This window comes from Fructobacillus ficulneus (assembly GCF_001047075.2).
In the GTDB taxonomy this organism is placed as follows: domain Bacteria; phylum Bacillota; class Bacilli; order Lactobacillales; family Lactobacillaceae; genus Fructobacillus; species Fructobacillus ficulneus.
This window is the reverse complement of record NZ_DF968005.1, coordinates 543,711-557,148: the sequence shown is the minus strand read 5'-3', so window position 1 is coordinate 557,148 and position 13,438 is coordinate 543,711. Positions and strand designations below refer to the sequence as shown.

The window sequence follows — 13,438 nt, the reverse complement described above, 5'->3', positions numbered from 1 at the left end:
AAGTGGTTAGAGTACGGCTTGGTTGACTTGTTGCTGATGGCTGTTATCTTGTCAGTTTGTGGTCAAATCGGTGACTTGATTGAATCAGCATTAAAGCGCCACTTTGGTGTCAAGGATTCAGGGAATATCCTACCTGGTCATGGTGGAATCCTAGACCGCTTTGATTCAATGTTAGTAGTAATGCCAATGATGGCCGTTTTGGATATGTTACACTAAAATTAATTTTTCCTGCTTTCAATCCTAGGAGGACAGTACATGAGCGTTACCGCAATCATTGCCTTTTTAATTGTTTTTGGACTATTAGTTGGTTTTCATGAGTTCGGTCATTTTATCGTGGCTAAGAAATCTGGAGTTCTAGTCCGTGAGTTTGCGATTGGAATGGGTCCTAAGATTTTGTCATGGTATAAAAATCAAACGGCTTATACTTTACGTTTATTACCCGTCGGCGGCTATGTTCGTATGGCCAGCGAGATGGAAAAGGATGAGCTGGAAGCCGGTCAACGTCTCCGATTAACAATGGACGAGGCCGGTTTTGTGACTGCTCTGGATGAACGGGTTGACCAAGATGGCCCAGGTTTCCTATTTCAAATTGATCAGGCTGACTTGGTTGATGCCTTGACGTTAACTGGTTACCGGCAGGACCAAGCAGATATGGTTGTTTTGCCAGTGGCGGTCAATGCAATTCGAATCGGGACAGATGGGATTACAACGCGGATTGCTCCCAAGTCGACATGGGTTGAATCTGCTCCTGTTTGGAAGCGATTGATTATTAATTTTGCTGGGCCAGCGATGAATTTCATCTTAGCCATTGTGGCAGCTGGTATTTTGAGTTTTGCCTTGCCATCAGTTCACTTTAATGAACCGGTTATTGGTCAAGTGGTTAAAAGTGAACCAGCAGCTCAAGCTGGTTTGCGGACAAATGACCGGATTGAGGCCGTTAACGGTGTTAAAGTAGCGACTTTTACTGATTTTGCTAACGAAGTTACGCAGCATGAAAATCAATCTTTACGAGTAAAGATTAGCCGTGATGGTCAGACGTTGACGAAAACGGTTAAGCCCGAAAAAATCAAAATTGATGGTCAAAATCAAATTCGAATTGGTGTTGGAATTAAGGATTACACTGATCCAATTTCTCGTATCAAGTTTGCTGCTTATAACTCTAAGACTTGGTTTACCCAAGTTGGCCAGGGAATTGCCAACCTTTTCCAGGGGGGCTTTTCAATTAATAAGCTGGGTGGCCCAGTGATGCTGGCGAAGACCACTGCCAAGGCTTCTCACCAAGGATGGATTACTGTCTTAGCATTATTGGGGCTTTTGTCAGTTAATTTGGGCCTTATTAACTTGCTACCCATTCCACCCTTGGATGGTGGTAAAATCTTTTTAGACTTAATTGAACTAATTTTCAGACGACCGGCACCTGCCTGGTTGGAAACTGCCCTCACGGGAGTGGGGACAGCCTTATTAGTCGTTTTGATGGTTTTGGTCACCATTAAAGACCTTGGTCAATAAATTAAACAACATTAATCAGGACAAAGTTACTTTATTAAACGAGAAAACTCGTGAAGCTAATTAGAGCCGAAAGAAGGATGTTATGAAACAATCACAGCTTTTTATGCCAACATTACGGGAAGTGCCAGCAGATTCTGAAGTGAAGTCCCACCAACTCTTATTAAAGGCGGGCTACATTCGCCCGGTAACTGCTGGGATGTTTGCTTACCTACCCTTGGCAAAGCGTGTGTTAAACAAAATTGAAGCCATTATCCGCGAGGAAATGGATGCCGTTCAAGCCAATGAAATGTTGGTTCCAGAAGTTTTGCCGGCAGAATTGTGGGAACGGTCTGGTCGATATGCCACATACGGTCAAGACTTGTACAAGTTTAAGAACCGTCAAAGCCGTGACTTTATCTTGGGTCCAACCCATGAAGAAACTTTTACTGAATTGTTTGGGAATGACATCAAGTCATACAAGAAGTTGCCTTTGTTGGCTTACCAAATCCAAGCCAAGTTCCGTGATGAAGGTCGTCCTCGTTTTGGACTTTTGCGGACTCGTGAATTTATCATGAAGGATGCCTATTCATTTTCAGCCGACCAGGCTGGTTTGGATGCGGCCTTTACGAAGATGGAAGGCGCCTACGTTAAAATCTTTGACCGCATTGGCGTTGACTACCGAGTAATCGTTGGTGATGCAGGAGCCATGGGTGGGTCAGATTCGAAGGAATTCTCTGCACCTGCCGCTGCTGGTGAAGACACGATTGTCTACTCAGACCAAAGTGAATATGCCGCCAACTTGGAAATGGCCAAGGACGACTATACTCGTGTTAACAAGGATGACCAAGAATTAGCCGAAATGGAAAAGTTGGCGACACCAACTGCTAAGACTATTGATGAATTGGCAGCTTTGTTGGATGAAGACCCAGCTAACTTAGTTAAGACCATCATGGTTGTCACACCAGACCAAGATTTGGTTGCGGTTGTCACGACTGGTGACTTTGAAGTGAACTTGGTTAAGGTTCAAAACCATCTAGGCTATTCAGATGTTGAATTAGCTGATGAAAATCAAGTTCGCGAAGCGGTTGGGGCTGGCTTTGGTTCATTAGGACCAGTTGGTTTACCTGAATCTGTTAAGCTTTTGGTCGATGAACGTGCGGCCGACTTGGTTAATTTTGCAGCTGGTGCCAATGAAGATGGTCAGCACTTCTTAAATGTTAACTGGGGTCGCGACGTGGTCTTGGAAGATGACCAAGTGGCCGATTTCCGAACAGCTCGAGAAGGCGATCCAGCTGTTGATGGTAAGGGACAATTACAATTTACCAAGGGAATTGAAATTGGTCACATCTTTAAGTTAGGGACCAAGTACTCAAAGGCTTTGGGTGCCCAAGTCCTTGATGAAAATGGTCGTAACACAGATATCATCATGGGTTCTTACGGAATTGGTGTTTCTCGTTTGTTGGCAGCGATTGCGGAACAAAAGAGTGATGAGAACGGTTTGGTTTGGCCTGCTGCTGTTGCACCATTTGATGTGCACTTGGTGCCTGTCAATGTTAAAGATGACGACCAAATGAAGATTACCGCTGAATTAGAAGAAGCATTAACCGGCCAAGGCCTTGAAGTCCTAGTTGATGACCGGAAGGAACGGGCAGGAGTTAAGTTTGCTGATGCTGACTTAATTGGTTTGCCAATCCGAATCACAGTTGGTAAGAAGGCCGGTGAAGGCATTGTTGAAGTTTCTGTCCGTGCTGACCAATTAAGTTTTGAAATGCGTTTGTCAGAAGTGACAGATTCAATTGCCGTTTTGTTAAACGGGCAAAGTGAAACTATGTAATTTTAAAAAGCCGATAACCATCGGTTTTTTTTGACTTAACAAGGAAGGTTGATTATGCCGCTTAATCCACAAGAACAATTGGAACAGCTATTAAATCAAAGTCAGCAAAGCACCGCTGATCGAGCCTTTTTTAAGGGCGGTCATTTAGCTGCTGTGCAAGTCGACCCTCGTCAAAAATCTTGGCGGTTTGTGGTAGCCTTACCACAAGTCTTGCCTTTCAAAACTTATTTGGCGTTTTTAACTGGTTTGCAAGGAAATTTTCAGCATGTCTCCCAGGTTGATTTAGCCATTCAAGTCGACCAAGCCCAGGTTGAGATGACTAACCTTCAGGAATACTATCGTCAAGCTTTGGCCAAGACGTCCTTACCTTTTGCCATCAGTCAACAATTAGCTGCATCATCAAAGTTGTCTTTGGCAAATGACGGGCAGGTACAAATTGCAGTGGCGGTTGCTAACATTGCTCAGGCAGTTAATAAGACCGTTTTAACGGAATTGATTCAGGCATATGCTGATTTTGGTTTGTCAGGTTTGACATTTACCGTTAGCGTTGACCAAGACTTAGAAAAGAAACTGCACGAGAATTACGAGTCTCACCAACAAGCCGTTCAAGAAACGGTCAACCAAGCAATTGAAAAGGTCAATGCAGCTAAGCCAAAGACTGGTGCTAATGGTTTAGCACTCCGCCTTGGCCGGGCGATTAATCCCGATACGGATATTACCCGCCTAGAAGCAATCGACGGGGAAGAATCGCGGGTCACCGTTGAAGGGTATGTCTTTGCTGATGAAGTCCGGGAATTACGGTCTGGTCGAAAGCTCTTAACGTTGAAGATTACCGATTACTCGTCTTCTATTACGGCAAAAAAGTTTTCCAACAATGAACAAGACGAGGCAATTTTTGACCAACTAAAGGCAGGGTTGTGGGTTAAGGTTCGTGGGAATGTCCAAGAAGATACTTACGCCCGTGAATTAGCGCTTAACATTTACGACCTGCAAGTGGTTGACCATGAAAACCGGGCTGAAGAGTACGAGGGAGACCAACAACGCATTGAATTACAAGCCCACTCAAACATGTCTGGGATGGACGCGGTTACTAACTTTACTGCAGTAACCAAGTTAGCCAAGGGTTGGGGCCAAGATGCCTTAGCCATTACTGACAATGCTAATGTTCAAGGATTCCCAACCGCTAATGCTGCGGCTGGGGATGATGAAGGCTTTAAGATGATTTACGGGATGGAAGCCAACGTTGTCGAAGATGGGGACCCAATTGCCTTTAACTCGCAAGACCTTGATTTGCTCGCTAAAGACCAATTGTACGTTGCCTTTGATTTGGAAACGACGGGGCTTTCGGCCGTAGCCGACCGAATTATTGAATTGTCAGCGGTCAAAATGGAACTGGGCAACGTTGTCGATAAGTTTTCGGAGTACATTAATCCTGGCTTTCCGTTGTCAGAATTTACGACGAATTTGACGTCGATTACGGATGCGATGGTGGCGAATGCTAAACCGGAAGCTGAAGTTATTCAGGCCTTTCGGGAATGGTCAGCAGGGACGGTCTTGATTGGCCATAATGTCACGTTCGATGTTGATTTTATGAATGCGACCTATGCCCGCTACGACCAGGGACCAATTGAAAATCCCGTTATCGATACCTTGACTTTAACCCGCTGGTTATACCCGGACTACAAGTCTTACCGGTTGGGCACTTTGGCCAAGAAGTTCAGTATCGAACTGGAACAAGCACACCGGGCGATTTACGATGCCGAGACAACTGGCCACTTGGCTTGGAAGTTGTTGAAAGAAGCCAACCAACGGTATGAGCTAACCAACTTTAACCAGTTAAATGACCATATGTTGGATGGTGGGGCCTGGAAACATGGCCGTCCATTCCACGCGACCCTCTTGGTCCAAAATGACCAGGGATTGAAGAACCTCTACCAATTGGTTTCGGAATCCAATATTAAGTACTTTAACAAGGTGCCGCGGATTCCTCGGTCTGTCTTAACCAAGTTCCGTGACGGAATTTTGGTTGGTACTGGTGATACCAGTGGTGATGTGATTGTTACTCTGATTGAAAAGGGTTATGCAGCGGCTAAGAAAAAGGCTGAATTCTACGATTACATTGAAATTCAACCGCTACCGAACTACCAACCGATGCTGGATAGCCAGCTGATTGCTAGCCCAGGGAAATTGGAAAGCATCATTAAGGAAATGCTGCAGTTAGGTACTGAGTTGAATAAGCCGGTGGTCGTGACTGGAGACGTGAAGTACACCAACCCTGAAGACAAAATTTACCGGAGTATCCTGATTGGATCACAACCAGGAAACCCACTCAACCGGACAACTTTACCGGATGTTTATTTCCGCACGACCCAGGACCTCTTGGACCAGTTTGCCTTCTTGGGCGACGACCAAGCACAAGCGGTGGTCATTGATAACACCCATGTGGTTGCTGACCAAATTGATAAGGTTTCACCTTTGAAAAAGGGGTCTTTCCCACCTCAAATTCCTGAGGCGGGGGATGAATTACGAGAAAAGACCTTTGCAACTGCTAAAGAAATCTATGGGGACCCATTGCCTGAACTGATTCAGGAACGGATTGACCGGGAATTAAAGTCAATTATTGGAAACGGTTTTGCCCCGCACTACATGATTTCACAACGGTTGGTGGCCAAGTCTAATAAGGACGGTTACCTGGTTGGGTCGCGAGGATCGGTTGGTTCTTCCTTCGTCGCGACGATGTCTGGAATTACCGAAGTTAATCCTTTGCCGCCGCATTACCGGTCGGCTCATGGTGATTACTTTGAATTGGCTGACGAAAAGCTTTATGGGTCAGGTTATGACTTACCGGATAAGGAAGACCCTAACCATCCGGGCGAAATGTTAATTGGGGATGGGCAGAATATTCCCTTCGAAACCTTCATGGGCTTCAAGGGTAACAAGGTGCCTGATATTGATTTGAACTTCTCCGGGGACTACCAGCCAATCGCTCACAACTATATGAAGGTGATGTTCGGAGAACAAAAGGTCTTCCGAGCAGGAACAATTGCGACGGTTGCCGAGAAAACAGCCTTTGGTTACGTCAAGGCTTATGAACGCGACCACGATAAGAACTTCCGTGGGGCCGAAGTTGAACGCTTGGCAGCCGGAGTAACCGGAGTCAAGCGAACAACCGGCCAGCACCCCGGTGGAATCTTGATTGTGCCAGCCGACCACGACATTTATGATTTCACGCCGGTCCAATACCCGGCCGATGACCAAAATGCCCTCTGGCAGACGACCCACATGGATTACCATTCAATTCACGATAATCTGTTAAAGATGGATATCCTAGGACATGATGATCCCACCATGGTCCGGACGCTGAAGGATTTGTCGGGGATTGACCCCCAGACAATTCCAGCTAACGACCCTGGTGTGATTAGTCTCTTTACCTCGACTGAGGCTTTGGGTGTGACACCCGAGCAAATCAACTCTAAGACTGGGACGCTTGGTCTGCCTGAATTTGGGACAACCTTCGTCCGAGGAATGCTTGAAGACACCCAACCCCATACCTATTCCGAATTGCTCCAGATCTCTGGTCTGTCGCACGGAACTGATGTGTGGTTGGGCAATGCTCACGACTTAGTTGAAAATGGGACGGCCACGATTGCGACCGTGATTGGAACCCGAGACAAGATTATGACCGATTTGATCGGTTATGGTCTCCCTTCCGAAGACGCCTTTAATATTATGGAAAAGGTCCGAAAGGGAAAGGGCATTACCGATGAGTACCAGGCCTTGATGCGTGAACACCAGGTGCCAGAATGGTATATTGATTCCTGTCTGAAAATCAAGTATATGTTCCCACGGGCGCACGCGGCGGCCTATGTCTTGATGGCGCTGCGGATTGCCTACTTTAAGGTTTATTTCCCAACGGTTTACTATGCAACCTATTTCTCAGTTCGTGCTTCAGCCTTTGACATTGTGGCGATGGCCCGGGGTAAGGATGCGGTTAAGTCTGCCATCACTAAGATTCGTGACCTCGGTAATGAGGCCACCAAGGGTGACCAAGACTTGCAAACTGTTCTGGAAATGGCCAACGAGGCCCTCGAACGAGGAATCTCCTTTAAGATGGTTGACTTGTACCGGTCTGAGGCTAGCGACTGGGTAATTGATGGAACCGAATTAATTCCACCATTCTCCACTATTCCTGGTTTGGGTGATAACGTTGCCCGCCAGATTGTCGCGGCCCGGGCGGAAAAGAAGTTTATCAGTAAGGAAGACCTGAAAAAGCGGGGCAAGGTGTCACAAACGATTATTGAGTTCTTGACCCTTCATTCCGTGATTTCGGACCTACCAGATGAAAATCAATTGTCGCTCTTTGATTTTTAATCTTTAGCACCATATACTAAGACTTAGTTCGACCTGCTGTGGCGGATATCAGCAGTTATCAAAAAAATAAGGAAAAGGAGCCGGCGCTTTTCAGCCGGATATTATGCAAAAATTCTTTAAATTGAAAGAAAATAACACCACCGTGAAACGAGAGGTGATTGCCGGAATTACGACTTTCATCTCAATGGCCTATATCTTCTTTTTGAACCCACAAATTTTGGGTCAAACGGGGATGCCTCAATTAGCAGTCTTTGTGGCTGCCATTGTTGTGGCGGTCTTTGGAACCCTTTTGATGGGATTGTATGCCAACGTGCCCTTTGCCTTGGCACCCGGAATTGGGATGCAGGCCTACTTCACTTATACCATCGTCTTTGGCTTTGGTTTTAAGTGGCAACAGGCCTTGGCAATCGTCTTCTTGGTCGGAATCTTGGATGTCTTGATTACCTTGACTCACGGCCGTCAAGCAATCGTAAAGGCGATTCCCGAAGAACTCAAAGCTGCCATTGGTGGCGGTTTAGGGGCCTTCGTGACCTACATTGGCTTGAAAAATGCTGGTTTTATTAACTTTGTGATTGATGGAAATAACATCATCAAGGTCAATGATCATGCCTATTCTGGTGGGGCTGTGAAGGGTGGGTTGAACTCACTGTTGGCCTCAGGTGGGGTGACCCCTGAATTGACTAAGTTTACCGATGCACCAGCTTTGTTAGCTTTGATTGGTTTGGTTTTGATTACGTTCTTGTTGATTCGCAAGGTCCCAGGAGCTTTCTTGATTACCTTGATTTTGACCACCTTAATCGGAATTCCAATGGGCGTGACGGATACCCATTTGTCAGCCGCTACTTCTCTCCCACATGCCTTCTCTGAATTTGGCTCAACATTCGGTTCAACTTTTGGACCAAATGGAATGCAGTCACTTTTCGGCACTTGGCAGAAGACCCTCTTGGCCGTGGTGACAATCTTTGCCATGGGCTTGACTGGGTTATTTGACGCCATCGGAACCTTGATTGGAATTGGTAACCAAACTGGTATCTTTACCAAGGAGGACCAAGAGGCCTTTGTGGCCGATAACTCTTTCAGTTCAAAGATGGATAAGGCTTTAGTTGTTGATACCTTTACAACGACTTTGGCTGGAGCTGTTGGGACTTCTAACACCACAACCTTTATCGAATCAGCAACGGGTGTTGCTGCTGGTGGTCGGACTGGGTTGACTAACGTTGTGACGTCAATTGGCTTCTTGGGGATGCTCTTCTTGGCACCTTTGGTTTCAGTTGTGCCTGGTGTGGCAACTGCGCCATTGCTAATTGTCGTGGGAATCATGATGATGGGCGAATTTAAGAAGATTGATTGGAATGACCTTTCAGTTGCCATTCCTGCCTTCTTTACTTCAATCTTTATGGCCTTTTCTTTCTCTATTTCTTATGGAATTGCAGCCGGCTTCATCTTCTATATTATTGTTAAAATCGCGAAGAAGGAATTTAAGACCTTGTCACCAATTCTCTTGTTGATTACGGCCTTCTTCTTGGCAAACTTCATTTTGTTGGCTTTAATTTAAGTCAAATCAAAACGGCGCAAGCCGTTTTTTTATTTGCTCTGGGATTGGTGAGAAACCGACTTTTTCCAACAGGTAGGGGGTTATTTTTGCTATAATGAAAATATGAAATATGGAAAAGTAAAAATTTGGCAAGCCGAACGCGGCTATGGTTATATCGAACCCGAAGAAAAGGGACCCGATGTTTATGTTCACTTTAATGGGATTGCTGGTGACGGCTTTAAGTCATTGACACCTGGTGAACGGGTGGCCTATGTTTTGGTTCAAGGAAAAGATGCCTTTCAGGCAGCTCAAGTTCAAGTCGTCGATAAGGAAGACTGATAATGGCTGATAAAGAACAAGTAATTGCAAGTGAAACTATCTATCAAGGTCCAATTTTTTCAGTTGAAAAACAAAAGGTACAATTAGCTGATGGGACCACTGCGCAACGTGATATTGTTCATCACGTTTTGGCAGTTGGTGTTTTGCCGTTGGTGGATGAAGATCATGCAATTTTAGTGCGTCAATGGCGAGCAGCCGCTGGCGATTTTGTTCTTGAAATCCCCGCTGGGAAAGTCGATAGTCGGGACCACGGTGACCAAAAGGCCGCCTGTGAAGCGGCGGCAATTCGTGAGTTAAACGAAGAAATTCGCTATCATCCTGGTCATTTGGAAGAATTTGCGTTGGGTTATGAGGGGGTTGGTTTTACAGATGCCCAGATGGCTTTCTACTTAGCTAGTGAAATGCAGCCATTGTCGGGTGATGATAAGTTACCCCGGGACCATGGAGAGTCGCTTGATTTAGTGACCCTTTCATTTGCTGAAATGACAACCTTGTACCAAGATGGCAAGTTAAATGATATAAAGACCTTAATGGCTTACTTCTATTGGACAAATTGGAGAATGAATAATGGCAGATAAAAATGGACTATTGCGACGCAGAAAAAGTCGTGAGGAACGTCGTCGGTCAAAACAGCGTCATAAGGTCGAAAAAGAATATGCCAAGACCCATGCGGAAACGATAACAGTTGTCGAACCAGAAAACCGTGCTGAAATGCGCCTGACGAAAAAGGGTAAGTTTCAACTTGGTTCTGATGGACAATTGACGGAGAAGGGTAAGACTGATCGATTATCTTATCGATACAACCGAGCAATGATTTTAGTTGCCGTCTTGATTGTCTTAACTTATTTGTTCTTCTTCTTTGTTAACTTTAATAATTAAGATACTTTGTGAGGATTTATTGTGAAAATTGGAATTATTACCCCAATGCCCGAGGAAAAGAAGGCATTGACTGCTGCGATTCAAAACGGTGTGGAAAAGAAATTTGCTGACTTAACTGTTTTAGTTGGTGATTACGCTGGCCATCAAGTGTTTTTAGCTGAATCAGGGATTGGTAAAGTTGCTGCCGCAACAGCCGCAACGATGTTAACTCAAGTTTTCAATGTTGAAGTGTTGATTAACACAGGATCAGCTGGGGCCTTGCAACCTGATTTGGCCATTGGCGATGCAGTTATTGGAACTGAATTGACCTACTTTGATGCTGATGTCCGCATTTTCGGTTATGACTTTGGTCAACTTCCTGACCAACCAGCCCGATTTAAGTCTGACCAAGGATTAGTTGATGCCTTTACCAAATTAACGAATGCAAAGCCTGGCTTAATTGTTTCTGGTGACAGCTTCGTTCAAGATGCCAAAAAAGCCGAAATTGCGAAGTTCTTCCCTGAAGCTCAAGTGGCTGAAATGGAAGGGGCCGCAGTCGCACAAGTTGCCAATCGTTTCCACGTGCCATTTATCGTTTTGCGCGGGGTTTCTGATTTAGCTAACGGTGAATCATCAGTAACCTTTGATGAATATGTTGTCGAAGCTGGTCGTCAATCAGCTAAGCTCTTGTTGACTTACTTAGATAGCATTGCTCTTTAAACATTTCAAAAATAAATTTTGTGATAAAGGATATTAACCATGATTGCAGTTTATAACCAAGCAGCTGTTGGTGACATTTTGATGCTCACTTTTGCACCGAGCCAAAACAAAGTAACGGTTGAAAGCCAAGCTGGAGTAACCCGGGTTGCTAATCCAGAAAATAACCAAACAATTGCTTTAAACATTGCTGGTTTAGGTGAACAGTTACAGCTAACTGACCAAACAGGCCAAGTTTTCTTAAATGAAGATCAAGTAGTTATTGTAAATACGGCCTTGAAGGCAGCTGGCTTTGCCGATCAAATCGCAGTTGAAAGTTCAAATTTGGTCGTTGGTGAAGTGGCCTCAATGACAACTCATCCTGACTCAGACCATTTGCACGTTACCCAAGCCAATGTTGGTAAGGATGAGACCTTGCAAATTGTTTCAGGATCACCCAACATGGCTGAAGGAATCCGAGTGGTTGTTGCTCAACCAGGGTCAATGATGCCTTCTGGCGAAATCATCTGGGATGGGGCTTTACGCGGGGTTCCTTCTGCTGGAATGATCGTTTCAGGTCGTGAATTAAAGTTGCCAGGAGCACCTGATAAACCTGGTGCCTTGGTCTTACCAGCTGATTTTGGTCAGGTTGGACAAGCCTTTGATTTTGCTGCTGCCCAAAGTTTGTATGCGGACGGCTTAATTGATACAAACTATTAAAGAGGGGCCGAAAATGGCAGAGAAGTATTATTTTATTGGGATTAAGGGCACTGGGATGGGTCCTTTAGCTCAAATCCTGCATGATCAGGGAAATGTTGTCCTTGGTTCAGATATTGATCGATTTACGTACACACAGGCTCCGCTAGAAGCAGCCGGAATTCAGATTTTGCCCTTTGCCGCAAAAAACGTGCTGGAAAATTTGGACGCTACCTTTATTCGCGGGAATGCCTTTGAAGACGACCAGGTCGAAGTTGCTGCTGCCCTGAAAGCTGGCGTTAAGATGATTTCTTATCCTGATGCTGTTGCACAACAGGTTGACAGAGCAACCACGATTGCCGTTGCGGGAGCCCATGGTAAAACTTCAACGACAGGTTTGTTGTCTCATGTCGTTAAGAACTTAGCCAAGACATCTTACCTTATTGGTGATGGGACTGGTCATGGCGTTGAAAACTCCGACTTTTTTGTTTTGGAAGCCGATGAATATCGTCGTCACTTTGCACCATACCACCCTGATTATGCGATTTTGACGAATATTGATTTTGATCATCCGGATTACTACCATGACCTAGCTGACGTCCGTTCAGCCTTTGTTGATTTTGCTCATGGGGTTAAAAAGGGAATTGTAGCTTGGGGCGATGATCCCAGCTTACAAAACTTGGGTGTTGACGTTCCTGTGTATTATTATGGGGACCAAGCAGACCGAGACGATTTTTTGATTACGAATATCACCAAGACAACTAGTGGTTCGAGCTTTTCCGTTTCTTTCCGTGGTAAGGATTTAGGTACGTTTGTGATTCCAATTTTTGGGCAGCATAACGTTTTCAATGCGACGGCAGTTATTGCTGTGGCTTACTTGGAAAATCTAGATTTGAAAGCTGTTGCTAAACATTTGTTAACTTACCCAGGGGTTAAGCGTCGTTTCTCAGAAAAGCAGGTCCAAGATATTACGATTATCGATGATTATGCTCACCACCCAACCGAGATTCAAGCTACAATTGATGCGGCTCGACAAAAGTATCCGGATAAAGAAATTGTGGCTGTTTTCCAACCCCATACCTTTACTCGAGTAATTGCCTACAAGGATGAATTTGCTAAAGCCTTGCAAGCAGCTGATACGGTGTACTTGACGCCAATTTTTGGATCAGCACGAGAAGCCCAAGGGACAGTTTCAGCCCAAGATATTGCCAACGAGTTACCAGCTGGTGCTAGCATCTTGAAGGAAGATGATGTCTCACCATTATTGAAGCACCATGATGCTGTCTTGGTCTTTATGGGTGCAGGAGATATTCAGAAATACGAATTTGCCTATGAAAAACTGTTAGGTCAGATTCAACCAGATATTAACTAGTTATTTGGATTTAATCTTAGTTTAAATATTTTTTGCTATAATTTTTGTTAGAATTCACAATACCAATGGGAGGTATTCCAAATGAATAATTTTGATAATTTTGATATGAACGCCCGCCGGGACGTGACCGGAGCGGATGAAGGGATGAAGACCTTCTTCCAACGCGTTTACGGCTATATGGGCATTGCCTTAGACATGACCGCCGTGTCTGGCTACATTGTCCAACACTACTTCTTGGCTCAAGTGGCTG

11 protein-coding genes and 1 pseudogene are annotated in these 13,438 nt (G+C 45.0%); all 12 read left to right on the top strand.

The genetic code is table 11. The annotated features are described in order from the left end of the window. On the top strand, positions 1-216 hold a 216-nt coding region (locus AOQ29_RS08310; RefSeq protein ID WP_242977435.1), incomplete at its 5' end, for a phosphatidate cytidylyltransferase. A 39-nt stretch (positions 217-255) separates the two neighbouring features. Next, the gene (gene rseP, locus AOQ29_RS07255; RefSeq protein ID WP_061993813.1) at positions 256-1,509 is read left to right on the top strand and encodes an RIP metalloprotease RseP; all 1,254 of its coding nucleotides are present in this window, start codon (positions 256-258) and stop codon (positions 1,507-1,509) included. 82 nt (positions 1,510-1,591) lie between these two features. Next, a complete protein-coding gene (locus tag AOQ29_RS07250) occupies positions 1,592-3,322 on the top strand; it encodes a proline--tRNA ligase (RefSeq protein WP_061993812.1) in 1,731 nt (576 codons plus the stop codon). A gap of 54 nt (positions 3,323-3,376) precedes the next feature. Beyond that, a complete protein-coding gene (locus AOQ29_RS07245; RefSeq protein WP_061993811.1) occupies positions 3,377-7,693 on the top strand; it encodes a PolC-type DNA polymerase III in 4,317 nt (1,438 codons plus the stop codon). Positions 7,694-7,796: 103 nt separating this feature from the next. Then, positions 7,797-9,248 (top strand): NCS2 family permease, encoded by a 1,452-nt coding sequence (locus tag AOQ29_RS07240; protein ID WP_061993810.1) that lies wholly within the window; start codon positions 7,797-7,799, stop codon positions 9,246-9,248. A 102-nt stretch (positions 9,249-9,350) separates the two neighbouring features. After that, positions 9,351-9,566: a cold-shock protein gene (locus AOQ29_RS07235; RefSeq protein ID WP_061993809.1), complete on the top strand. Its 216-nt coding sequence runs from the start codon at positions 9,351-9,353 to the stop codon at positions 9,564-9,566. Between the two features lie 2 nt (positions 9,567-9,568). After that, positions 9,569-10,144 (top strand): NUDIX hydrolase, encoded by a 576-nt coding sequence (locus AOQ29_RS07230; protein ID WP_061993808.1) that lies wholly within the window; start codon positions 9,569-9,571, stop codon positions 10,142-10,144. Then, the gene (locus tag AOQ29_RS07225; protein WP_061993807.1) at positions 10,134-10,445 is read left to right on the top strand and encodes a hypothetical protein; all 312 of its coding nucleotides are present in this window, start codon (positions 10,134-10,136) and stop codon (positions 10,443-10,445) included. Before AOQ29_RS07230 ends, AOQ29_RS07225 begins: the two co-directional genes overlap by 11 nt. Positions 10,446-10,466: 21 nt before the next feature. Further along, positions 10,467-11,144 carry a 5'-methylthioadenosine/adenosylhomocysteine nucleosidase gene (locus AOQ29_RS07220; protein ID WP_061993806.1) on the top strand — a complete coding sequence of 226 codons (678 nt, stop codon included), beginning with the start codon at positions 10,467-10,469 and terminating at the stop codon, positions 11,142-11,144. A gap of 39 nt (positions 11,145-11,183) precedes the next feature. Next, complete coding sequence (ytpR, locus tag AOQ29_RS07215) at positions 11,184-11,840, top strand: YtpR family tRNA-binding protein (RefSeq protein ID WP_061993805.1); 657 nt, start codon at positions 11,184-11,186, stop codon at positions 11,838-11,840. A 13-nt stretch (positions 11,841-11,853) separates the two neighbouring features. Next, positions 11,854-13,188: a UDP-N-acetylmuramate--L-alanine ligase gene (murC, locus tag AOQ29_RS07210; protein WP_061993804.1), complete on the top strand. Its 1,335-nt coding sequence runs from the start codon at positions 11,854-11,856 to the stop codon at positions 13,186-13,188. An 81-nt stretch (positions 13,189-13,269) separates the two neighbouring features. Further along, positions 13,270-13,438, top strand: a pseudogene (locus AOQ29_RS08305) (Bax inhibitor-1/YccA family protein); the annotation flags it as partial.

Coding starts and splice junctions, on each gene's coding strand:
- rseP (WP_061993813.1), top strand. CDS start 256: ATGAGCGTTACCGCAATCATTGCCTTTTTAATTGTTTTTGGACTATTA.
- AOQ29_RS07250 (WP_061993812.1), top strand. CDS start 1,592: ATGAAACAATCACAGCTTTTTATGCCAACATTACGGGAAGTGCCAGCA.
- AOQ29_RS07245 (WP_061993811.1), top strand. CDS start 3,377: ATGCCGCTTAATCCACAAGAACAATTGGAACAGCTATTAAATCAAAGT.
- AOQ29_RS07240 (WP_061993810.1), top strand. CDS start 7,797: ATGCAAAAATTCTTTAAATTGAAAGAAAATAACACCACCGTGAAACGA.
- AOQ29_RS07235 (WP_061993809.1), top strand. CDS start 9,351: ATGAAATATGGAAAAGTAAAAATTTGGCAAGCCGAACGCGGCTATGGT.
- AOQ29_RS07230 (WP_061993808.1), top strand. CDS start 9,569: ATGGCTGATAAAGAACAAGTAATTGCAAGTGAAACTATCTATCAAGGT.
- AOQ29_RS07225 (WP_061993807.1), top strand. CDS start 10,134: ATGGCAGATAAAAATGGACTATTGCGACGCAGAAAAAGTCGTGAGGAA.
- ytpR (WP_061993805.1), top strand. CDS start 11,184: ATGATTGCAGTTTATAACCAAGCAGCTGTTGGTGACATTTTGATGCTC.
- murC (WP_061993804.1), top strand. CDS start 11,854: ATGGCAGAGAAGTATTATTTTATTGGGATTAAGGGCACTGGGATGGGT.